A 23,126-nucleotide genomic window follows, 5' to 3' on the forward strand; every position below is an offset into this window, starting at 1 on the left:
TATAGGACAGGCAATCAACAATCAACGAAATAGTGATATACAGCGAGATAACAGGCTTTTTCCACTGTCATCTAAATCATTTTTTTGTAAAAAATCAATGCGTTGATTGATCAATGATAGCACGTCCTTAAAGCTACATTGCAAAGCATAAGGAAAGGCTTCTTCACAATGTGAAATAGGGTAGATATTAATCTTCTTCTGTTTAATTAATTGTAACGTTTGTGGATCGAGAGTTAAATTTATTTGATTAGCGCGCGGTATTAAAATGCAAACACTGCTGTCTAATAGACCTAAGTCAAAGAGGCGGGTGACCGCTTGTATTTTTTGGTTGATGCCACCAATAGGTAACACATTACCATGTTGATCGAGCGCTCCCGTTACAAATAAATCTTGTTTGATAGGTTGTAGAGCGTAACAAGAGGTGACGGCAAGTAAGGTCGCAAGAGATGCACTGTCGCCGTCACTTTCTTGATAAGATTGTTCAAAGACCACATTACATGAAAGAGGGAAATTCTGCACATGTGTAAAGAAGTGATTAACATAGCCTTGTACGACTAAAAAACTTTTAGCATGAATATTCCCGGCAAGCTCCACTTTGCGCTCTACATCTACAATTTCGCCATCACCGATCATTTCACTGGCTGAAAGTCGAAATATCTCACCAAATTCCGTGGGGTAACCCAATAATTCAACGACGGCAAGTCCGTTGATTTGTCCAATCACGCTTTCTGCTAATTGTATGTTGACTTGTTTTTCAACGAGAGCCTGTTCACTAAAATCTTGAGCAAGAGATCGCGGTTTCATTTGTATGTCAAAAGCTTGTTGTAAATGTGTCGCCTCTAATGGCTGGTTTTTTGGCGCAAAAATTTGTGCGTAGCGCAGTAACTCTTCTATAAAAGCCGGTGAAAATAATAACTTTTTTTGATGCTCAGTTGCTTGACTCAGGTAGTTAAATAACAAAGAAAATGCCGGATCGGTTAACGGCTGTAATTTTAAATCGTTTATTAGTTGCTGACAATAAATTTTAAGAGCATGAATATTTTTATCATTGACGGCAATAGAGCCGGATAACTCGGTAAAAAGTGCATCGACTTGATGATACTCTGGATCGAGAAGTTGTAATTCATCTAACTGATAGCGTGTACAGACCAAAACGATTTTGGTCTGTATTTTTTTAACCGGCGCATCGCTATAGCTACCTTTATATTTATTGGCATTAACGGCAGAAGTGGGGGGTAATGTTTTATTAATCAAAAAAGATTTAAGCAAAAACCACAGTTCAGGAGACGAAAGCAGAGGGCTTATATGTAAGGTTAAAATACCCGAATCAAGTTTTTCTATTACGCCGGGTTGGAAGTCAAAACTATCTTGCTTCGTTAAGTTAAGGCGTCCAAAAAGCGTTTGTTGGTTGTAATTTTGTAATGCTAGCGATTTAGTGTTATCGGGGTAGCTACCTTTGAGAACCGCGAGGGCCGCCTGCCAATGCGTCGCATTTAGGAATAATAAAGGATGAGGCAGTTGCAAGAAATGTTTGATAACTTGCGTGACGATCGGAAAAAGAGATAACCACGTTGCATTTGAAGCGGGCGATTGGTTAAGTACCGCACTAAAATCAACGCTACATTTAGAAACGCAAAGGGGTTTCGCTAATACTGCGTTGGCGGGTATAGGCTCAGAAATTAAATTTGTTGTCGGCAATGTGATAACTCTAAAAGGCTGATTAAGTGAGACATTATAAGGCTTGCAGGGAAGGATGCAATCAGTATGCTCTAAATACTGATTATTATGCAGGTTGCATCGCTGTGCATGATCGTTTTTCTTTTATGATTGTTAACACTTATAGAAGGTATTGCTTAAAGTGTTGTTTATTATATTTTTCAGCGCAGTGCTGGCAACGTTGTTGTGTTGCATCTTCTTTTAATCTTTCTAATTCAATCTCTTCTTCGCAATCGGAGCATAAACCAAACATACCGAGATGTAAGTTACTTAATGCAGCATCAATTTTTTTAAGGCTTTTAATTTTATCTTTAAGGGCTTTAAGATCGATATCTTTACTGATCAAAATGAGATCTTCACAAGAAAATAAAGCCAGTTCTTTTTCTGTTTTAGTGCAATCTGAGCTAGGCAATGTAATTAATAAATCAATTATATTGAGCCGCTGTAAATTTAGACGTATTAATAGGCCATGTTTAAATGTGGCGAGCTGGCTTTCGTTAAGTGGTGACATTGTGTGATCTCAGAATGAACAGATCACTTATCATAGAGCGTCATTACTGACGTTCTATGATTTAAGTCAAAGAGTAGCGGTTATAATTAATGGATATGTAAAGAGTTGATATGGATCAGCGTTATGAGAGTAATTAATACCCATTTCTGGGTATTAAAGTTGTTACCATTTTTTCTTGTCTTGGAAGATAACATCAAGATCATTTTGTTTTTCGGCGTCACGATCTTTAATGGCTTGCAGTTCTTTATCGTTTGTTTCAAGAAGCGCTGCTTTTATTTCCGATTTTAGCTCTAATAATTGCGTTTGTTTAGCACTCAGATAACTGTCTTTATCGGTAATTGAAGACAATATTTTGATTAATTTATTAATCATTTGATTGGCGCTACCGTATTGTTTGTTTTCTTTAGATTCTAGAATACGTTTTAAGCTATTTTCGATGTTGATTTTTAATTGCATCATTTCTAAACGGTGATCTTCAGCAACAAAAATTTCGGTGCTGATTTTACCCTTTGCATGCTCAGAGCGAATAACCGCACGGATTTTTTTAGTGACTTGTAATAAGGCAAGGGCTTCTTTGTCATTTTTCGGTGCTCTAAAAACACTCTCATCTGGAGGAGTGTAATTACTGCGTAATTGCTGAATTTGTGCATCTGTATTAGATAGGTGGCTTTTAATGGCTCCTGCATGCTCAGAAGATGTTGATAACATGAGTATAAGAGCATTTTTGATGCGATGTTGTAAAATAAGCAATAATGATTTGCTAAAAGGCATACGTGTCGCATTTAAAAGCAACTCATCAACTTCAGTAATCACGGCGCGCTGTTTACTGATGGCGAGACGACGTTCAGTTTCTATTTTTTGCTTATATTGTTGCACTATGTTGTAGCCGATCACAACAAAGAGTAGTAAACCCACTAAGGAAAAAATAATTGTAAATAACATAAAATCTCAAAATAAAAAAGGAATAGGAGCTATATTACGGTAAAAATTCAACGAATTAAATAAAATTAATTACGTTAATATATTATGTGTATACCGCCGTAGCATTTCAAGTGCTTTATTCAGGTAAAAACAGGCTAAATATACCGCCACCTTGCTCTTTGTTTTTTAATGTAATGTAGCCTTCTAAGTTTTTGTTTTTATGTTCGGCTGCAATGCGTTGTGCAAATAAAAGCCCCAAGCCACTTCGTCCTGTGGATGCATTAAAAGGCATGTTTTCAAAGTCATTAAAGCGTAGCATATTCTCTGGATAACCTTCGCCATCATCTTCAATTTCAATAACAATATAAGGTGTTTTAATAAAAGCACGTAAGGTAATACGTTGATGACTATAACGTAATGCATTAATAAAAATATCACTGAGTAAATAGGTGATAAGATCACTGTCAAAGTAAGCATTAAGATCATCATCAACACAAAGGATAATTTTTTTGTGTTGGCTATTGATAGAGAGTCTGTTTCTTTCCATGACATCTTCTAAAATGTCACGAATGGAATTTTCTTCAATAAAGACCGGTAATTGTTGTTTTTCGTCTCGATATAAAGCCAGTAATTGGATCAATGTGCTATTAATACGTGTCGCTTGATAATGTAAGGCCGCAAAATCTTGATGCTGCGCGACGGTTAAGTTATCTGCGAGATTAAGGTTTTCAATCGATTGTAATAAAATAAACAATGAGTTTTTCATGTCATGTGTGGTGGTCGCTAAAATGGTATTAAAATCTAAGTGCTTGGTTTTAGTCATTACACAGTCCATTGGCATACTTTAAGCCGATTAAATTTTGAGTATAGGTTAATATCTTTTTATTTTTAATAATAAAGAGAAAAACAAAAGAGATCATGCCTCTATTCTTAAACAGGGAAGCACAATGGGCAAGTGATAAAGTGGACAATGCGAGGCAGATCGCTTTTATCGCTATTATAACCGAATAAAATCAATAGAAATATTAATCCTCAGAACCATCCATACGCGTTAAAATGGGCAGTATCTTCGCTATCTTATCTAAGCATTCTTGATATTCGTCCAATGCTTTGGAGTCAGCCACTAAACCACCTCCTGCCCAACAGTAGATCGACTGTTGATGACAAAGTAGGGTACGAATAGCGATGTTCATATCCATGTCACCATTGGCGTTAATATAACCAATGCTGCCACAATAAATTTCACGTCGCGAAGGTTCAAGCTCGGCAATTATTTGCATGGCGCGAATTTTTGGCGCCCCAGTGATAGAGCCACCCGGAAAGCACGATCTCAATAAATCTTCTGTGCAGTGTTGCGCGCTAAGCGTGCCCTCAACGGTGCTTACCAAATGATGCACGGCAGGAAAGCTTTCGATATCAAATAATTTAGGGACCTTAACCGTGCCGGGATCTGATACTTTTCCAATGTCGTTACGCAGTAAATCAACAATCATTAAATTTTCAGCCCGATCTTTGCTGGCAGATTGCAACGCCTGCCGACTGGCTTCATCTTGCGCTTTATCTTTATAACGAGGACGGGTGCCTTTAATGGGCTTAGTTTGAATATGTTGTCCTTGTAAACGCAAAAAACGCTCTGGCGATAAAGACAAAATACAGTGGGTTGGATAACGCAAAAAAGCCCCAAAAGGTGGGCGGTTTTGTGTTAATAATTGTGTGTAGGCTTGATATTCGTCACCTTGATAGGTGGCTTGAAAACGTTGTGCGAGATTTACTTGGTAACAGTCACCACTTAAAATATATTGGTGTACACGCTCAAATTTTTTAATATAAGTTTGTTTATCCATATTAGCAGCCCATTGTTGTGTGAGCTTAAAAGAGATGGCCTTTGTTTTGCTTTGTATTTTGTTGATCAACCAGTCATGTCGGTTTTGCCACATCTGCTCTAAAGGCAAGGCGCTAATATTATTATTCACTAATAAAAACAAATGCTGAGTTTGGGTGTTTTGCAAAATAGCCCAATCATAAAATCCAAACTGCATGTCTGGGATATCTAATGTAGGTGTATTATCAACGCCTCGCAAACTTTCGATTTGGTAGCCTAATTCATAATTAATAGAGCCCAGAGCGCCCCCTGAAAAAGGAAAATCGGGGAGTACTTCATTATGTTTAAATAACGATTTCCTTAATAAGTTTAATTGCTTAAAGGGATCGCCGGCACTAGACGTTTTGTTATCAGCTTGTACAATAGTGCTAATGCCTTGTTGCGTTAAAAAAGTGGCAATGGGATCGCAACTGAAAATAGACCAGTGACTATCGCAGTGCTTTGTATCCTCAGATTGTAAATAAATACTCCAAGGTAGGGCGCTTAATACCGATTTTAAGTGCTCAAATGTTGGGCCGTTGAAAGCGATAGGCTTGATCAGTATATGTTGGGTCGTTTGGATCATGGTATTTTGACTCTATGCACATTTTTGCAACAAATGAGTGGTAGATAATGCACAGAAGACTAACATCCTCTGTAGTAGATATCAGCTACTTATACCAAAAGAGTTAAAAAAGTGATCTGTCTTACTTGTTAAAATTATCTCTACCCGCGTTGTAAGTTTTGAAGTGAGAACAACTATCTCCTGCAACTCACGCCTTGTTAGTGCTAATTTTTCCTGCGTAATACATGGAAACTTAATTAATTCCCTTGGTATTATACCAAAAGAGTTAAAAAAGTGGTCCGTCTTACGTGTTGAAATTATCCCTACCAGCGTTGTAAGTTTTGAAGTGAGAACAACTATCTCCTGCAACTCACGCCTTGTTAGTGCTAATTTTTCCTGCGTAATACATGGAAGCTTAATTCATTCCAGTGCTATTAGTTATATTTTTTAGGTGATAATGATCCTCGTTAATGATTTTTTGTACATCAGGCGCAGTAAGCCTGCTTGATGAGCATATTGTATTATACTTACAAACACACAAAAGGGATGCGTATGCATTGCAGCCTGTTTCTTTTAACCCCTTATCGACAAATAAAAAGTTGGAGTTCTAATGGTCCTCATTAAAGAGCAAGATTTTGTAAACAGTGTTGCCAATGCCTTACAGTTTATCTCTTACTATCATCCCCTTGACTTTATTGAGGCGATGAATAGCGCTTATTTAAAAGAGCAGAACCCGGCAGCTAAAGATGCTATCGCGCAAATCCTCATTAATTCGCGAATGGCAGCTGAAGGTAAACGTCCTATTTGTCAAGATACAGGGATCGTCACTGTCTTTGTTAAAATTGGTATGCAAGTTTCATTTTCGGGTGAGCTAACAGTGCAAGAATTAGTAGATGCTGGCGTACGAAAAGCCTACTTAGATCCAAGTAATCCACTGCGCGCCTCTATTGTTAGCGATCCAGCGGGTGCTCGTAAAAATACTAAGGATAATACGCCATCCGTGGTGCATGTTGAGATGGTGCGTGGTAACACTGTTGAGATAATGATTGCAGCCAAAGGCGGCGGCTCTGAAAATAAAGCGAAAATGGTGATGTTAAACCCATCTGATGATATTGCGCAGTGGGTTGAAAAAACAGTGCCGAGTATGGGGGCTGGTTGGTGTCCACCAGGTATGCTCGGTATCGGTATCGGCGGCACGGTTGAAAAAGCCGCCATAATGGCAAAAGAGTCATTAATGGAGCCGGTTGATATTTTTGAATTACAAGAAAAACAGTTGCAGCCCGGTGTCATATTGACGACCGATGAAAAATTACGTTTAGATATATATGCACGGGTAAATCAATTGGGTATTGGTGCACAAGGCCTTGGAGGACTAACCACAGTATTGGATATAAAAATTAAAAGTTGTCCCACTCATGCAGCCTCTAAACCGGTGGTGATGATCCCAAATTGTGCAGCAACAAGACATACGCATTTTGTGTTAGATGGGCAAGGTGAAGCGGAATTTACCCCGCCTAAATTAAGTGATTGGCCAGAAATAACAAGAGATGTTGGCACCAACGTACGCCGCGTTAATGTGAACAATTTACAAAAGTCGGATATAAGCGAATGGAAAAGTGGCGATACATTGCTTCTTTCGGGTAACATTTTAACCGGCCGAGATGCTGCTCACAAACGTATTAAAAGCTTAATGGATTCAGGGGAAGGTTTGCCAGAAGGTGTTGATTTTAATGGGCGATTTATTTATTACGTGGGACCTGTCGATGCAGTTCGCGATGAAGTAGTGGGGCCCGCAGGGCCGACAACGGCAACTCGCATGGATAAATATACCGATTTCATGCTTGAAGAAATGGGGCTCCTGGGCATGATTGGGAAATCTGAGCGTGGCCAAGAAACCGTCGACTCCATTGCAAAAAACAAGTCAGTTTATTTAATGGCCGTGGGTGGCGCTGCCTTTTTAGTGGCAAAAGCGATAAAAAAATCGCGCGTTGTCGCCTTTGCTGATCTGGGTATGGAAGCCATTTATGAATTTGAAATAGAAGATATGCCGGTAACGGTTGCGGTTGACAGCGATGGAAATAATGTACATGCCTTTGGGCCTGCAATTTGGAAAGCGAAAATAGCAGATTTAAACCAAAAGATGTCATAAAACAGAAGTTTTTTATTTGCTCACTCCGATGGTGATGGTATAACTGGTCTTTAATGTTAGTCGTGGATAAAGCAAAGAAGGAATGATTATGTTTGAACAAGTGAGTATGGCGCCTGCAGATCCGATTTTAGGTTTAACGGATGCTTTCAAAAAAGATGATCGCGCAGGTAAAATTAATCTAGGTGTTGGTATTTATAAGAACGAAATGGGATTAACACCTATTTTAAAAACGGTCAAGGAAGCAGAGAAACGCTTACTGGCAAATGAAACGACTAAAAGTTATTTAAGCATTGAAGGTATTGCAGCCTATGGTACTGCCGTACAAAAATTGTTATTTGGTAAAGATGCTGAAATCATTAAATCTAACCGCGCGCGTACAGCGCAAGTACCTGGCGGTACAGGTGCGTTACGTACAGGTGCTGATTTTGCATTTAAAAAATTAGGCATCAAACGTATTTGGGTGAGCAATCCAACATGGGCAAATCATAGTAATATATTTAAAACAGCTGGCTTACAAGTCATGCAATATGATTATTATAATGCAGAAACGAAAGATATTGATTTTGATGCGATGATCGCATCATTACAAAAAGTGGATGCGGGAGATCTTGTGTTGTTTCATGGTTGTTGTCATAACCCGACGGGTATTGACCCTACATTGGAACAATGGGAAGAGCTTGCTAAATTAATTGCCGATTTAGGCGCCGTGCCTTTCTTTGATTTTGCGTATCAAGGTTTTGCTAAAGGGGTTCAAGAAGATGCACAAGGTTTACGCATTTTTGCCCAATATAATACAGAGCTTTTAGTTGCGAATTCTTTTTCTAAAAACTTTGGTTTGTATAACGAACGTGTGGGTGGTTTGACGATTGTTGCTGAAGATAATGTGATCGTCGAAGCGGCTTTTAGTCAAATAAAAACCGGTATTCGCTCTAATTATTCAAATCCGCCAGCACATGGTGCAGCGATTGTGACAACCATTTTAGAAGATGATGAACTTTATCTACAATGGGAAAAAGAAGTGGCGGATATGCGTGACCGCATTAAAGAAATGCGCGAATTATTTGTATTAACATTAAAAGAAAAAGGCATATCAGGCGATTATAGTTTTATTTCTCGTCAAAATGGTATGTTTTCTTTTTCCGGATTATCAAAAGAACAAGTGCAGCGTTTAAAAGATGAATTTGCAGTGTATATTGTTGGCTCAGGACGGATTTCTGTGGCGGGTATGACCAAAAACAATATGCAACCACTGTGTGATGCGCTTGCTAAAGTACTGTAAAATATAGTACTACGACAAACAAGGTGTTAATATCACCTTGTTTTCTTAAATAATTAACATAATGAGATATATGAGTAATCGTATTAAACAAGGTTTATCCTACCTAAACAACCTTAAAAAAATTCCGCTGGATGTTCAGTCGGTTGAGTGTTTGTTTGCGGCAAAAGCCTTTAAACATGAGCTATTAAGTCAAATAGAAAAAGCGCAGAAGCGTATCTATTTAGTGGCATTATATCTTGAGGCAGATACAGCGGGCGCAGAAATTTTATTGGCGCTCTATGAAGCGAAACGTCGTATACCTACATTAGACGTTGTCGTTTGCATTGATTACCACCGCGCTCAGCGTGGCTTGATTGGAGAAAAGGAGAGTAAATCAACCAATGCATCGTGGTATCAAGAAGTAGAAAAAATACATGATTTAGGGATTAAGATTGTAGGCATCCCGGTTAAACGCAAAGAAATATTTGGTGTGCAACACTTAAAAGGCTTTATCTTTGATGATAAGGTTTTATACAGTGGTGCGAGTTTTAATGATATTTATCTGCATCAAAATGATCGTTACCGTTACGATAGATACTGGCTTTTGAAAAATAAAACATTAGCCGATACGATGGTAGATTTCTTACAAAAAGAGATATTAAGCAGTGATGCTACCGCATTATTGAATGCACCTCGAATTACCCCCTTTAATGAATTAAAAAAAGCCCATAAGAAATTGGTGCGTAATTTACGTCAAAGCTATTTTCATTATGAAGGTGAAATGCTGACTGATACATTATCAGTGGCTCCCTTGTGCGGGCTTGGTGTTCGTCATAATGCGTTAAATCAAAGTATTCGTAAATTATTACAAAGCACACAAAAAGAATTGGTTTTATTTACGCCATACTTTAATTTCCCGGGTGCCATTGCACGTGATATTACCGATTTACTGCAACGCGGTGTTAAATTAACGATTGTAGTGGGTGACAAAACAGCCAATGACTTTTATATTCCTTTAGATAAACCCTTTCGTACTATTGGTGGGTTACCTTATCTTTATGAGTGTAATTTAAAACGCTTTGTGACTCAGCATCAAGCACGTATTAAAACGCAGCAGTTATCAATAAATTTATGGCGTCATGAAAACAACAGTTTCCATCTAAAAGGGCTGTACTGTGATCAGCGTTTTATTTTGCTAACGGGGCATAATTTAAATCCTCGAGCATGGCGTTTAGATGTTGAAAATGGTTTGTTAATTGATGATCCTAAACAACAATTGAAAACGTTAATGGATAAAGAGTTTGCTCAGATCATGGCGAATACTCGACGAATTCAGGACGTTGATGATATCGAGGGCTTACAAGATTACCCTGAGCATGTACGCAAGTTATTAGTGCGTCTGCGCCGCGTTAAGGCCGATAAATTGGTGAAAGGTATCATCTAATGTGGCTGTTGCTGGGTTACCTGTTGTTAGGTGCGGTTGCTGGATTAATGGCAGGCGTTTTTGGTTTAGGCGGGGGAATAATTATTGTTCCCGCTTTGATCATGACCTTTACTTATCTACATTTTCCGCCTGAAATATTAACCCATCTTGCGGTGGGCACTTCTCTTGCTTGTATTGTTTTTACCTCTTTAAGCACCATCTATGTACATCAACAAAAAAAAGCTATTTATTGGCCGTTAGTGCTTAAATTAAGTTTAGGTATGATTTTTGGCGGGCTGTTAGGGGCTTATTTTGCAGATTTTATGTCGGGTGAGTTATTACAACGTGTTTTCTCGTTATATGCTATTTGTGTTGCTGCGCAAATGTGGTTTTCATGGCGCCCTAAAGCGCAGTTACATTTACCTAAAACACCGGGTTGCGCTTTGATTGGAAGCCTTATTGGATGTGTTTCGGGATTGTTTGGTATCGCTGGTGGCTCATTAGTCGTACCTATCTTAGCCTTGTATCGCGTGCCGATTAAAAATGCGATTGCCACCTCCGCTGCCACCGGATTCCCAATTGCTTTGGCAGGGGCCTTTGGCTATTGGATGATGGGGCTTAATAATGCGTTATTGCCTGAATATAGCCAAGGTTATATTTATTGGCCTGCCTGTTTAGGTATTATTTTAAGCAGTACGTTTTTTGCTAAAGTAGGTGCACGTTTGGCGCATAGATTAGCCCCGGAAAAAGTACAAAAATTATTCTCTATTGTATTAGTTCTGATAGCTATGAAGCTGTTTATCTAACGTTTCTGTTGGTTAATTAGGCACTTGCACTAAAATGCTGAAATAGCAGTTGTATTCTCTGCGCCGATACGTATACTTCATCACATCAAGTCGCTAACGCAACTTGATGCAGTAACAATGGTAGGCTTCTTGGTGCCTCGCATTGATAACTTATTCACCTGGTCAGGGCCGGAAGGAAGCAGCCAGAGTAAGCCAATCAAGTGCCGAGGGTTCGCTGGGAAGTCTGCCACCCAAACATCTTCATAATTAATCATTCTTAGCATTCTCAAAAGGCCTAATAATGACTCAAGCTAAATTCGATACTACTTTTAAAACACATTACCTGCGACCTAAACATTGGGGCTCTTGGTTTTTATTGTTTTTACTTTTTATTTTTAGTTATATTCCGGTGCGTTTACGTGATCGTTTTGCCGGCTTTATTGCGTCTAAAATATACTCAAAAAAGTTTTTAAACAAACGTAAAAAAATTGCATTTATTAATATTGGTCTGTGCTTTCCAGAGTATACGGAGCAACAAAAAGATGAATTAATGCAAAAAAATATACGTGCATTATCACAAATAGCCCTTTCTTTGGGAGAACTTGCATTTCGTTCACGCCGGCATATATTAAACCGCGTTAATGTGATGGGAGAGCAACATATCATCGAGGCCGAACGTGCGGGCCAATCCATTATCTTTTTAGGGCCTCATTGCTATGGCCTTGATTATGCAGGAATTGGCGCGATCAACGCTGCAGGTTATTCGTTATCGAGTATGTTTAAAGATTATAACGATCCCATTTTCGATTGGTTTGTTACGCGTTACCGTACACGTTTTATCGGACTGACTGGCCGAGGCACTTTATATCATCGCAGTGCAGGTTTTAAACCGGTACTTAAAGATCTGCGTAATAAAATTCATTTTTATTACTTACCTGATGAAGATCATGGCAGAGAAAATAGCCTTTTCACCTCATTCTATGCAACACAAAAAGCGACGCTACCTGTATTAGGGCGGTTAACTAAACTCGGGCGCGCTGTGGTGATCCCTTTTTATACTTCATATAATGAAAAAACGGCGCAATACGATGTGTTTTTCCATGCGCCTTTAGAGGGCTTAGCCTCGGGTGATGAGTTACAAGATACACAAATCATGAGCGCAGCTATTGAACGCCTGATTGATGAAGATCGTAGTCAGTATATGTGGTCTCTTAAATTATTAAAAACGCGTCCTGAAGAGGGACTCGATATTTACAAATAATGCACGTCTAGCGATATCTATTGTCGCTAGGCATCACCACTCTTATTTCTATCCCTATCTATTCATATCGTCATTATCTTAAAGAGATAATATCAGCGCGCCAAATTGGAACCTTCTTCTGCTATTAAATTAAAATACGTGGATCCTACTTTGATGTTTTATAACGATGTTTTACGGAAAGTATCCATAACAAGGTGTTATGAACATTGTTTGTAACAAGGCTTAATAAAAACGTAGCGAGCGTTGTAACCAATGCAAAGGAAATGAGCCTTAACATTGGGTTGCCTAGGGCTACGCCAAGCGAAGCTTAATCGCGCATCTGATTTCTCTGATGCACTTTTTTAAAGGATCACTGCGCGTTAATTCGTTGCCCTTGCACGTGGATGCTATCATCACCTAATAAATAAAGGTAACTCGGCAAAATTTCAAACGCTGTTTTTAATGCATCTTTATCTTCTGCAGGATAAGCACTCGCGCGCATCGCGGTGCGTGTTGCGCCCGGATTAATGGCATTAAAACGTAATGTGCTGTTTTCATATTCATCGGCAAGTAGTTGCATCATGCCCTCTGTCGCAAACTTAGAGACGCAATAGGCTCCCCAATAAGCACGACCTTTATTACCCACGCCTGAGGTGGTAAAAATAATGGACGCATGAGGCGCTTGTTGTAATAAAGGTAATAACGACTTGGTTAGCAAAAAGGGCGCATTCACATTTACTTGCATTACGTTATCCCACATATCTTGCGGGATCTGCTCGAACGGGCCTAAGATACCTAATTGACTCGCATTGTGAACCAGTGCATCTAAGTGCCCATATTCACGTTTAATGGTGTCGGCTAAATCAATATAATGCTGCTCTGTTGCACCTTGTAAATCTAAAGGCAGTATGGATGCTTGTGCTTTATTTAAGGCTTCAATGCTGTCGTAAACGCTTTCAAGTTTACTCAGCGTTTTACCGAGCAAAATCACGGTTGCACCTAATTTTGCGCTCTCGATTGCGAGGCTTTTACCAATGCCATCACCCGCGCCCGTGATCAATATCGTTTTTCCAATTAGCAGATCATCTTTACTTTTATATGCTTTCATTAATGTTCTCTTTAGCCTTTTTAGAAAATAGAGACGAATATTAACTTTTTTTTTACAAAAAACTCAAACTCTTTTGTATCAAAGCGTAGTTTTTGTCATGATAGTCGTTATTATTTTTAATTTTTAGGTGATATTGTGGAATTTCTTTTTGATTTTGGTCTATTTTTAGCAAAAGCGGTAACGATTGTTGTCGCGATAATAGCCGTGATTGGTACGGTGGTCGCATTAGGCAGTAAGCAAAAAAGTAAAAAAGGAGATCTTGAAGTGATTGATCTCTCACAGCAACTTGAAGATACACAAAAGTGTCTTGAAGAGCAGTTATTATCGGATGCCGAGTTAAAGTCTCGTCATAAAGCGCAAAAGAAAGAAGCGAAGCTTAAAAAATCAACGTTGAAAAAAAGAGCGAAGAAAGGCGATTTTGAAGCACCAGAGGCGCAACTTTACGTTATCGACTTTAAAGGAAGTATTGATGCCAAAGAGGTATCTTCTTTACGTGAAGAGATCAGCGCCATTTTAAGCGTTGCAAGTGCACAAGATGAGGTTTTCGTACGTTTAGAGAGTGGCGGAGGTATGGTGCATGGTTATGGACTTGCAGCATCACAATTACAACGTTTAAAAGACAATAATATCTCTTTAACGATATCGGTGGATAAAGTGGCCGCCAGTGGTGGTTATATGATGGCCTGTATTGCTGATAAAATTATAGCTGCTCCCTTTGCCATTTTGGGATCTATTGGCGTTATCGCGCAGATCCCCAACTTTAATAAACTATTAAAAAAACACGACATTGAATTTGAACAATTGACGGCGGGGCAATATAAACGTACCTTGACCATGTTTGGTGAGAATGACGACTTAGGAAGAGATAAGTTTAAGCAGGAATTGCAAGAAACACATGATTTATTCAAACAGTTTGTCAGTCAACATCGTCCTAATTTAGACATGGAAAAGATTGCAACGGGCGAACATTGGTATGGTTTACAAGCTATCGAACTGGACTTAATTGATAAAATTCAGACCAGTGATGACTATCTAATGCAACAGTTAGGTAAGCGTCATGTGGTACAAATTAAGTACAGTAAGCATAAAAAACTAACCGAAAAATTTGGTCACGCAGCGAGCCTCGCATTGGAAAATAGTTTGTTAAAACTAATGCAAGTTAACCTAAAAAACTTCATCAAGTAACTGGCTATTTTTTAAACTAAAAGCCAAGCCAAGTAGTCTTTACTTGGCTTTTTCTATAAAAAGTAGCCATTATTGAAAATAAAAGTTGCTATTTTAGGGCTGTTTGGCGTATATAAAAAAGAATTACCTATTATATTTAATAGATGAATGAAAAATATATACCCTTTGTGGTATAACCCCTCCCATTATGACTATTAGGGTTACAAGAATTATGAGCAAATCTCTTGTTATTGTAGAATCACCTGCAAAAGCAAAAACCATCAATAAATATCTTGGTAATGATTTTATTGTAAAATCAAGTGTTGGGCATATTCGAGATCTACCAACGAGCGGTAGCGCATCGAAAAAGTTAGAAGCCAAGAAGAAAAAATCATTGGCTGGCATGACCCCCGCTAAAAAAGAAAAAGAGAAAGCCAAGCGCGCACAAGAAGCCTTGGTGACGCGTATGGGTATTGACCCAAATAATGATTGGAAAGCGCATTATGAGATTTTGCCGGGCAAAGAAAAAGTAGTCGCCGAATTGCAGAAACTTGCTAAAGATGCTCCAACTATCTATCTCGCAACCGATTTGGATAGAGAGGGAGAGGCAATCGCTTGGCATTTACGTGAGATTTTAGGTGGCGATGCAAGTAAATATCAACGTGTTGTTTTTAATGAGATCACAGAAAGTGCTATCAAAGAAGCCTTTAAAAATCCCACTGAATTAAATATTGATGGCGTCAATGCACAGCAAACACGTCGTTTTTTAGATAGACTTGTTGGTTTTATGGTGTCACCACTACTTTGGAAAAAAGTAGCGCGTGGATTATCGGCCGGGCGCGTGCAATCTGTTGCAGTGCGCTTATTGGTTGAACGTGAACGATTGATCAAGGCATTTGAACCTGATGAGTATTGGGATCTGCATGCGCAGACACAAACTCAAGATAAAACAGATTTACATTTAGAAGTTTTTAAAGAAGACGGTAAAGCATTTAAACCGACGACGCATACGCAAACGATGCACGCTTTTGATGTATTGAAAGACGCGAAATATCGTTTAGTGTCTCGTGAAGATAAGCCGACAAAAAGTAAAGCAAGTGCACCTTTTATCACCTCAACATTACAACAAGCAGCCAGTACTCGCTTAAGTTTTGGTGTAAAGAAAACCATGATGCTAGCGCAGCGTTTGTATGAAGCCGGTTATATTACCTATATGCGTACGGACTCTACAAATTTAAGTAAAGAAGCGGTAGCTTCTGCCCGCGATTATATTGCGAGCGAATTTGGCGCTAACTATCTACCTGAAAATGCGGTGGTATTTTCGAGTAAATCGGGTGCTCAAGAGGCGCATGAAGCGATACGCCCATCAGATGTAAATCAACTTTCTGCGTTATTAAACGGTGTCGATAAAGATGCGATGCGCCTTTATGATCTTATTTGGCGACAATTTCTTGCCTGTCAAATGTTACCCGCTCTTTATGATGCGAGTACGTTAGTGGTCGAAGCCGCTAATTATCAATTACGCGCTAAAGGCCGAACGTTGCGTTTTGCGGGTTGGACAAAAGCGCAGCCTGTCGCAAAAAGTAAAGTTGATGACGTGCACTTACCGGATATGAAAATAGGGGAATTGTTAAACCTTATTGAACTTGAGCCAAAACAACACTTTACAAAACCTGCTCCGCGTTTTACGGAAGCTGCATTAGTTAAAGAGCTTGAGAAAAAAGGCATTGGCCGTCCATCTACTTATGCGAGTATCATTTCTACGATACAAGATCGTGGCTACGTAAGAGTCGATAAACGTCGTTTTTATGCGGTGAAAATGGGCGAAATTGTCAGTGATCGTTTAAGTGAAAATTTTGTAGAATTAATGAGTTATGATTTTACTGCGCAAATGGAAGCAGATTTAGACGCCATTGCCGAAGGTAAAATGAATTGGAAAAAACAACTAGATCGCTTTTATAAAGGCTTAACCTCTTTACTCGATAAAGCGGGACTGCCTGAAGATGAGGGCGGCATGCGCCTTAATGAGCCGGTTGAGATCCCTGAAGTACATTGTCCAACCTGTGAACGTCCTATGGGTATTCGCACTGCATCAACGGGCGTGTTTTTAGGTTGCTCTGGTTATGCCTTGCCACCTAAAGAGCGTTGTAAGACGACAATCAATTTAGTGGATGGCGAAGAAGTTGAAGATCTGCTTCTTTGTGAAGATGCTGAGACAGTCGCATTAATGGCGAAAAAACGTTGCCCTAAATGTAATATGGCAATGGACAGCTACCTTATTGATGAAAAACGCAAATTACATGTGTGTGGTAATAACCCATTATGTGAAGGTCACCTTGTTGAAATGGGCGAGTTTAAAATCAAAGGTTATGACGGTCCGCTAGTTGAGTGTGATAAGTGTGGCAATGATATGCAGCTTAAAGATGGTCGCTTTGGTAAATATATGGGTTGCACTAATGAAGAGTGTAAAAATACCCGTAAAATATTACGCAGCGGTGAAGTTGCACCACCAAAAGAAGATCCTGTGCACTTAGAAGAGTTAAGTTGTGAGCAAAGTGATGCTTACTTTATCTTACGTGATGGCGCTGCCGGTCTCTTTATGGCCGCTAACACCTTCCCTCGCTCACGTGAAACTCGCGCCCCTAAAGTGGCAGAGTTAGTGCGCTTTAGAGATCGCATCTCTTCTAAATTTTATTATTTAGCCGATGCGCCACAAAAAGATCCTGCTGGTAATCTTGCTGTTATCCGTTACAGTCGTAAAAACAAAGAGCAGTACGTTATGACAGAAATCGATAAAAAAGCCACCGGATGGACGGCTAAATTTATTGATGGAAAATGGGTCGAAGAGCAAACTAAAAAACGCGTCGTGAAGAAAAAGAAAGACGCATAATCATTAAAGCAAGGGTTCCCCCCTTGCTTTTTTTTGATCTAAATTATGTGAAACGAGCGATATCGGATATACAAGTATTCACATTTAAACTCAGCTGGGTGGTTGTTGGATATCTTTGCTCAGTAGTGCATCTTTAAAAGCCGATAAACGACATTGCTAAAATAGAGCTTGGTGTTAATCATTGATAAATAACCTAAAGCGTTAAACTTAATGTGTTTGAAAGGTTTATTCTTTTTTGGTTTTTAGAGTGAAAATATATCCTTGCTGGCTTTGCATCTGCGATGATCCTCGGTATAATTTGTAAATTTTTAGGATAGAAGTAATGCGTATAGCACTGGGTATTGAATATGATGGTACTGCCTACTATGGATGGCAACGTCAAAAAGATGTTATTTCAGTACAAGAAGAGCTGGAAAAGGCGCTTTCTATTGTGGCTAACCATAGCGTAAGGGTCAATTGTGCTGGGCGAACGGATGCTGGCGTACATGGCACAGGGCAAGTAATACACTTTGATACGCAGGCTGTGCGTAATGACGTTGCTTGGACATTAGGGATCAATGCGAATTTACCCAAAGACATTGCCGTGCGTTGGTGCAAACATGTTGATGATAGTTTTCATGCGCGTTTTAGCGCAACTGCTCGCAGGTATCGTTATATTATTTATAATCACGTACTACGTCCCGGTATATTAAATAGCGGACTAAGTCATTATCATCATCTCTTAGATGCAGACAAAATGCATCAAGCGGGACAATTTATCGTGGGAACCCATGACTTCACCTCTTTTAGAGCATTACATTGCCAAGCAAATACCCCGGTACGCAGTATTCATAGTTTAAATGTCACGCGTCGTGCTGATTTTATTATTATTGATATTAAAGCCAATGCGTTTTTACATCATATGGTGCGTAACATAGCAGGTAGCTTAATTGAAATCGGGCAAGACAATCAAAAAGTGGATTGGTTAATGACCTTACTTGAGTATAAAAATAGGGCGAGAGCGGCTGCAACCGCTAAACCCGGTGGTTTATATTTAGTTGAAGTCGATTACCCGAGCCAATATGAAATACCGCGACCTGCATTAGGCCCATTATTTTTAGAGATGTGAATATGCAAAAAGATTTAACGCAGTGGTTAGATAAGATCATGAAATTGCATCCCTGTGAAATTGAGTTAGGACTTGAGCGTATTACGCAAGTGGGCGAACGTTTAAAGGTCATTAATTTTGATGCAAAAGTGATCACCGTTGCCGGTACCAATGGTAAAGGGACGACCTGTGCTTTTTTAGAAGAAATATTGAGTGAAGCGGGTTATAAAGTGGGCGTTTATAGCTCTCCTCATATTTTAGCCTATACTGAGCGACTACGGATAGCGCATAATGAGTTAACAGAGCAAGCGCATTGCTTAGCTTTTGAGCAAGTTGAAGCGCATCGAGGCGATATTTCATTAAGTTATTTCGAGTATGTTACTTTGGCGTGTTTAATTTTACTTAAGCAGGCGCAATGTGATTTTATTATTCTTGAGGTAGGTTTAGGTGGCCGCTTAGATGCCACTAATATGGTGAACTCTGATATTAGCGTGGTAACGACCATTGCGATTGATCATGTTGACTGGTTAGGTGATGATCGAGAGAAAATAGGATTTGAAAAAGCCGGTGTTTTTAGATCTCAAAAAATAGCGATTTGTGGCGAATTAGATGCGCCACAGTCATTGCGTGATCATGCTAAAAATATTGGATCTGAGATCCGTTATGCAGATGAAGATTTTAGTTACATTGAAAATCAAGATAGTTGGCAATGGTCCGGAAAAACAGGCTTGCAAGGTTTACAAAAAACATTAATGCCAATGCAAAATGCAAGTACGGCTTTAGCGGTTATTGAAGCATTACAATTGGGCATTAATGATGCCATTTTACGCAAAGCGATTGGCAGTGCGCATCTTGCAGGGCGATTGCAACGCGTCGCACAAGACTCTAATATTGAAACGTACCTTGATGTTGCGCATAACCCGGAGTCTGCGCAGTATTTAAGTGCACAAATAAAAAAAATAGTGCAAGAAAAAGCAATAGATTGCCGCGTCTTTGCTATTGTTGGTATGCTCGAAGATAAAGACATCGTAGGCACGTTTAATGCGTTTGCCGTGCAACTAGATGAATTACATATGATTTCATTAGATTGTCCTCGGGGAGCTTCAGCGCAAACATTGTTAACACATTTTGAGTCAAGTCAGTTAGAGAGTGCAACTGTAAATTGTCATAAAAATATTGAGCTTGCGTATCAAAGTGTGTTAAAAAGAGCACAAAAGACAGATCTTATTATAATTTTCGGATCCTTTTATACGGTTTCCGATTTTCTAACTTACAGACAAGGATAATTTGTGACTTCTCAGTTTAAAAATAGGCTAGTCGGCGTCACTATTTTAGTGGCCTCCGTGGTGATATTTTTACCGTCTATTATTGATGGAAAAAAAACGACTTATGAAGATGAATTTGTGTCGACACCCATCAAGCCTCCGTTTAAAAAGCATCGTCAAGAAATAGATACAAAACAAATGCAAGAGACGTTGAACGCTAACACTACGCAGGATGCGGAAAATAATAAAAGCGCAGAGCATTGGGAAATAATTGAGGTTGCAGCGCCACTGACTATTAGCAACGAGGATAAATCCAAGGTTAATAAAATTGTTAAGGTCGATAAAAAACCCATTAAAGTGCATAAAAAAGTCGTCGCGACGAAAAAAACAATTAAGGCTGCAAAAGTGGCGTGGACTATTCAACTGGGTGCTTTTCAAAATGCAGTTAATATCAATATTTTATTGAAAAAATTAAACAAAGCAGGCTTTCAAGCACATACGATACCAAGGTTTGTGGTCGATGGGCAGTTGACGCGTATCTTTGTGGGCCCACATGTATCAAAAGATGTTTTGAAACGTAAATTGCCGGCGCTTAGAAAGTTGACTAATCTACAAGGGAAATTGCTCCCATTTAATGCTGTTAACCCTTAAACTTGGGGTCGGTTAAATTAAAGTGTCGTCTTCGGCGCATCATCGTTAAAGGAACATCATGAATTGGATTGATATCGCCATTCTCGGCATAATAGGATTTTCTGCATTAATCAGTTTAATGCGTGGCTTCACTAAAGAAGCTATCTCTTTAGTAACTTGGTTTTGTGCTTTTTTTATTGCCAGTAATTTCTATCTTGAAGTGGCGGTTTATTTAACACAGTTACAAGATGCCATCGTACGTAATACGGTTGCCGTCGCCATTTTATTTATCTCGGTTTTATTATTAGGTGCACTTGTTAATTACATCGTGAACCGTTTAGTAGCGGTAACAGGACTGTCGGGGACCGATCGTTTATTAGGGGTTTTATTTGGTGCTATCAGAGGCGTTCTCGTCGTCAGTGCGCTACTCTTCTTTATTGATTCGTTTACCTCGTTTAATGAAGCACCTTGGTGGAAAAAGTCAGAACTCATCCCTGAATTTGGTATTATCATTGAGTGGTTTTTTGAGCATTTAGAGAGTTCATCAAGTTTTTTAAGTCAGTTTAATAAATAAAGAATAGAATAATAGAATAATAGAATAATAGAATGATGCTGCGTTTCCTTTTTCTTTGAAATGTGAAACTCAAAAGTAGCATCATTAGCGCTTTTAACTAAGACCGCGTAAGATAGGCCAATAAATTGCTGGAAAATTTTAGAATACTCTTTAAATGATACCAATGGAATGAATTAAGTGTTCATGTATTACTCAGGAAAAATTAGCGCTAACAAGGCGTGATTTATGACAACGCTGGTAGGGATAATTTTTCCAGCAAGACGGAACACTTTTATAACTCTTTTGGTATTAGTAGAAATTAATGACGCATTCAAGCGTACATCTCGATATATAAGCATGATCAACCAATTTTAATTTAAAAAATAAGTAGAATTGAAACATATATTAATGTTATTGCGACAAAGATCGATTCAGGCGCAATAACAGCAGAAAAGATTCATTAACTATCAAAAGAAAGGCGTGTATCTATGTGTGGAATTGTTGGTATTGTCGGCTCTACTCCTGTTAATCAGAGTATTTATGATGCGTTAACGGTATTACAACATCGGGGGCAAGATGCAGCGGGGATCGTGACTGTTGCAGGCAATAACTTTAAACAACGTAAGGCAAATGGTTTAGTCAAAGATGTGTTTGGCTCTAAACATATGCAACGATTACAAGGCAACATTGGCATTGGCCATGTCCGTTATCCTACCGCTGGCTGTGCAAGTGCCGCCGAAGCGCAACCTTTTTATGTTAATTCTCCGTGGGGATTATGTTTAGCACACAATGGTAATTTAACTAATGCGTGTGAATTACGTGATACCTTACGTCTTTCTCGTCGTCACCTTAATACCACCTCCGACTCTGAAATCCTATTAAACGTTTTTGCAGCTGAATTAGATCAATTTCCGGGTGATAGTTTGAGCCCTGAAAAAATCTTTGCTGCGGTAAGCGAAGTGCATAAAAAAGTGAAAGGCGCTTATGCCGTTGTCTCTTTAATGATTGGTCATGGCATGATTGCTTTTCGCGACCCTCATGGCATTCGTCCTCTCGTGTTAGGCTCTCGCACTACCGAAGAGGGGGATATTGAATATATTGTTGCCTCTGAAAGTGTTGGCCTCGATACCATTGGTTTTGAAGTGTTACGCGACGTTGAGCCAGGAGAAGCGATATTTATTACAGAAGATCGTCAATTATTTAGTAAAAAATGTGCGCCAAACAGTACATTGCATCCCTGCATTTTTGAATATGTTTATTTAGCGCGTCCAGACTCAAAATTAAATGGTATTTCTGTCTATGAAGCGCGCCTAGAAATGGGTAGAACGCTTGGCGCGAAAATTAAGCGTGAATGGAAGGATATTCAAATTGATGCCGTTATTCCTATTCCTGAAACATCGAACGAAATAGCGCATCAAATCGCTAATGAGTTAGGTTTACCATATCGCCAAGGTTTTGTGAAAAACCGTTATATTGGTCGTACCTTTATCATGCCAGGCCAAACTCAGCGCCGTAAAGCCGTTCGTCGTAAATTAAATGCAATTACAGCCGAGTTTAAAGATAAAGCCGTATTGTTGGTCGATGATTCAATTGTACGCGGTACAACCTCTGAGCAAATTGTTGAGATGGTACGTGAAGCGGGTGCTAAAAAAGTGTATTTTGCGTCTGCAGCCCCTCAAATTTGTCACCCTAATGTTTACGGTATTGATATGCCAAATGCCCGTGAACTCATTGCGTATAACCGAACGGTTGAACAGATCAGTGATTGCATTGGCTCTGATAAGTTAATTTATCAGGATCTTGAGGATTTAAAAGCGGCGGTTAAAAAACAAAATCCAAACGTTGATGGTTTTGAGTGTTCGGTTTTTGATGGTTACTATATTACGGAAGATATTGACCAAGCGTATTTTGATAGGTTATCTAAGTTGCGCAGTGAGCAACCTAAAAAAGTGAACGACTCTAAAGAAGAGACGTGTCTAGAAATTTATAACGAAGCTTAG

Annotated in this window: 18 protein-coding genes and 1 other RNA gene; 13 read left to right on the forward strand and 6 right to left on the reverse strand. The window is 39.1% G+C overall.

Going from position 1 to position 23,126, the window contains the following annotated elements; translation table 11 throughout:
• Positions 1-21: 21 nt before the first annotated feature.
• The 5 genes from PCNPT3_RS06160 to pabB form a co-directional block, all read right to left on the reverse strand.
• A complete protein-coding gene (locus PCNPT3_RS06160; protein ID WP_015465007.1) occupies positions 22-1,698 on the reverse strand; it encodes a S16 family serine protease in 1,677 nt (558 codons plus the stop codon).
• Positions 1,699-1,837: 139 nt separating this feature from the next.
• Positions 1,838-2,227 (reverse strand): TraR/DksA family transcriptional regulator, encoded by a 390-nt coding sequence (locus PCNPT3_RS06165; protein WP_015465008.1) that lies wholly within the window; start codon positions 2,225-2,227, stop codon positions 1,838-1,840.
• 162 nt (positions 2,228-2,389) lie between these two features.
• Complete coding sequence (locus PCNPT3_RS06170) at positions 2,390-3,169, reverse strand: hypothetical protein (protein WP_015465009.1); 780 nt, start codon at positions 3,167-3,169, stop codon at positions 2,390-2,392.
• A gap of 115 nt (positions 3,170-3,284) precedes the next feature.
• Complete coding sequence (locus PCNPT3_RS06175; RefSeq protein WP_015465010.1) at positions 3,285-3,971, reverse strand: sensor histidine kinase; 687 nt, start codon at positions 3,969-3,971, stop codon at positions 3,285-3,287.
• 202 nt (positions 3,972-4,173) lie between these two features.
• Positions 4,174-5,595: an aminodeoxychorismate synthase component I gene (pabB, locus tag PCNPT3_RS06180; protein WP_015465011.1), complete on the reverse strand. Its 1,422-nt coding sequence runs from the start codon at positions 5,593-5,595 to the stop codon at positions 4,174-4,176.
• A gap of 589 nt (positions 5,596-6,184) precedes the next feature.
• On the opposite strand from pabB, the gene PCNPT3_RS06190 reads away from it, so the two are divergent.
• The 6 genes from PCNPT3_RS06190 to PCNPT3_RS06210 all read left to right on the forward strand — a co-directional run bounded on the left by PCNPT3_RS06190 (position 6,185) and on the right by PCNPT3_RS06210 (position 12,450).
• Entirely contained in the window at positions 6,185-7,723 is a 1,539-nt protein-coding gene (locus tag PCNPT3_RS06190; protein ID WP_015465012.1) for a fumarate hydratase, read from the forward strand.
• Positions 7,724-7,811: 88 nt separating this feature from the next.
• The gene (locus PCNPT3_RS06195) at positions 7,812-9,002 is read left to right on the forward strand and encodes an amino acid aminotransferase (protein ID WP_015465013.1); all 1,191 of its coding nucleotides are present in this window, start codon (positions 7,812-7,814) and stop codon (positions 9,000-9,002) included.
• Positions 9,003-9,072: 70 nt separating this feature from the next.
• Positions 9,073-10,425 carry a CDP-diacylglycerol--serine O-phosphatidyltransferase gene (gene pssA / locus PCNPT3_RS06200; RefSeq protein WP_015465014.1) on the forward strand — a complete coding sequence of 451 codons (1,353 nt, stop codon included), beginning with the start codon at positions 9,073-9,075 and terminating at the stop codon, positions 10,423-10,425.
• Positions 10,425-11,210: a sulfite exporter TauE/SafE family protein gene (locus tag PCNPT3_RS06205; RefSeq protein WP_015465015.1), complete on the forward strand. Its 786-nt coding sequence runs from the start codon at positions 10,425-10,427 to the stop codon at positions 11,208-11,210. Before pssA ends, PCNPT3_RS06205 begins: the two co-directional genes overlap by 1 nt.
• Positions 11,211-11,337: 127 nt before the next feature.
• Positions 11,338-11,433: signal recognition particle sRNA small type (gene ffs / locus PCNPT3_RS13825), an RNA gene on the forward strand.
• Between the two features lie 57 nt (positions 11,434-11,490).
• Positions 11,491-12,450 (forward strand): LpxL/LpxP family acyltransferase, encoded by a 960-nt coding sequence (locus PCNPT3_RS06210; protein WP_015465016.1) that lies wholly within the window; start codon positions 11,491-11,493, stop codon positions 12,448-12,450.
• Between the two features lie 349 nt (positions 12,451-12,799).
• On the opposite strand, the gene PCNPT3_RS06215 is transcribed toward PCNPT3_RS06210, so the two are convergent.
• Positions 12,800-13,537: a YciK family oxidoreductase gene (locus tag PCNPT3_RS06215; RefSeq protein WP_015465017.1), complete on the reverse strand. Its 738-nt coding sequence runs from the start codon at positions 13,535-13,537 to the stop codon at positions 12,800-12,802.
• A 135-nt stretch (positions 13,538-13,672) separates the two neighbouring features.
• Between PCNPT3_RS06215 and sohB the strand changes: the two genes are divergently transcribed.
• The 7 genes from sohB (at position 13,673) to purF (ending at position 23,126) form a co-directional block, all read left to right on the forward strand.
• Complete coding sequence (sohB, locus tag PCNPT3_RS06220) at positions 13,673-14,722, forward strand: protease SohB (protein ID WP_015465018.1); 1,050 nt, start codon at positions 13,673-13,675, stop codon at positions 14,720-14,722.
• A 211-nt stretch (positions 14,723-14,933) separates the two neighbouring features.
• On the forward strand, positions 14,934-17,591 hold the full coding sequence (gene topA / locus PCNPT3_RS06225; protein ID WP_015465019.1) for a type I DNA topoisomerase: 2,658 nt from the start codon (positions 14,934-14,936) through the stop codon (positions 17,589-17,591).
• A 322-nt stretch (positions 17,592-17,913) separates the two neighbouring features.
• Positions 17,914-18,699, forward strand: coding sequence for a tRNA pseudouridine(38-40) synthase TruA (gene truA, locus PCNPT3_RS06230; RefSeq protein WP_015465020.1), 786 nt, complete (start codon positions 17,914-17,916; stop codon positions 18,697-18,699).
• Positions 18,700-18,701: 2 nt separating this feature from the next.
• Positions 18,702-19,964 (forward strand): bifunctional tetrahydrofolate synthase/dihydrofolate synthase, encoded by a 1,263-nt coding sequence (gene folC / locus PCNPT3_RS06235; RefSeq protein ID WP_015465021.1) that lies wholly within the window; start codon positions 18,702-18,704, stop codon positions 19,962-19,964.
• A 3-nt stretch (positions 19,965-19,967) separates the two neighbouring features.
• Positions 19,968-20,594 (forward strand): SPOR domain-containing protein, encoded by a 627-nt coding sequence (locus tag PCNPT3_RS06240; RefSeq protein WP_015465022.1) that lies wholly within the window; start codon positions 19,968-19,970, stop codon positions 20,592-20,594.
• Positions 20,595-20,652: 58 nt separating this feature from the next.
• The gene (locus PCNPT3_RS06245; RefSeq protein WP_015465023.1) at positions 20,653-21,147 is read left to right on the forward strand and encodes a CvpA family protein; all 495 of its coding nucleotides are present in this window, start codon (positions 20,653-20,655) and stop codon (positions 21,145-21,147) included.
• A gap of 467 nt (positions 21,148-21,614) precedes the next feature.
• Positions 21,615-23,126, forward strand: coding sequence for an amidophosphoribosyltransferase (purF, locus tag PCNPT3_RS06250; RefSeq protein ID WP_015465024.1), 1,512 nt, complete (start codon positions 21,615-21,617; stop codon positions 23,124-23,126).

The sequence above is a fragment of the Psychromonas sp. CNPT3 genome (assembly GCF_000153405.2).
GTDB lineage: Bacteria > Pseudomonadota > Gammaproteobacteria > Enterobacterales > Psychromonadaceae > Psychromonas.

Excerpts from the sequence above, each read along its gene's own strand:
- PCNPT3_RS06165 (WP_015465008.1), bottom strand. The coding sequence starts at position 2,227 with ATGTCACCACTTAACGAAAGCCAGCTCGCCACATTTAAACATGGCCTA.
- PCNPT3_RS06170 (WP_015465009.1), bottom strand. The coding sequence starts at position 3,169 with ATGTTATTTACAATTATTTTTTCCTTAGTGGGTTTACTACTCTTTGTT.
- PCNPT3_RS06175 (WP_015465010.1), bottom strand. The coding sequence starts at position 3,971 with ATGACTAAAACCAAGCACTTAGATTTTAATACCATTTTAGCGACCACC.
- pabB (WP_015465011.1), bottom strand. The coding sequence starts at position 5,595 with ATGATCCAAACGACCCAACATATACTGATCAAGCCTATCGCTTTCAAC.
- PCNPT3_RS06190 (WP_015465012.1), top strand. The coding sequence starts at position 6,185 with ATGGTCCTCATTAAAGAGCAAGATTTTGTAAACAGTGTTGCCAATGCC.
- PCNPT3_RS06195 (WP_015465013.1), top strand. The coding sequence starts at position 7,812 with ATGTTTGAACAAGTGAGTATGGCGCCTGCAGATCCGATTTTAGGTTTA.
- pssA (WP_015465014.1), top strand. The coding sequence starts at position 9,073 with ATGAGTAATCGTATTAAACAAGGTTTATCCTACCTAAACAACCTTAAA.
- PCNPT3_RS06205 (WP_015465015.1), top strand. The coding sequence starts at position 10,425 with ATGTGGCTGTTGCTGGGTTACCTGTTGTTAGGTGCGGTTGCTGGATTA.
- PCNPT3_RS06210 (WP_015465016.1), top strand. The coding sequence starts at position 11,491 with ATGACTCAAGCTAAATTCGATACTACTTTTAAAACACATTACCTGCGA.
- PCNPT3_RS06215 (WP_015465017.1), bottom strand. The coding sequence starts at position 13,537 with ATGAAAGCATATAAAAGTAAAGATGATCTGCTAATTGGAAAAACGATA.
- topA (WP_015465019.1), top strand. The coding sequence starts at position 14,934 with ATGAGCAAATCTCTTGTTATTGTAGAATCACCTGCAAAAGCAAAAACC.
- truA (WP_015465020.1), top strand. The coding sequence starts at position 17,914 with ATGCGTATAGCACTGGGTATTGAATATGATGGTACTGCCTACTATGGA.
- folC (WP_015465021.1), top strand. The coding sequence starts at position 18,702 with ATGCAAAAAGATTTAACGCAGTGGTTAGATAAGATCATGAAATTGCAT.
- PCNPT3_RS06245 (WP_015465023.1), top strand. The coding sequence starts at position 20,653 with ATGAATTGGATTGATATCGCCATTCTCGGCATAATAGGATTTTCTGCA.
- purF (WP_015465024.1), top strand. The coding sequence starts at position 21,615 with ATGTGTGGAATTGTTGGTATTGTCGGCTCTACTCCTGTTAATCAGAGT.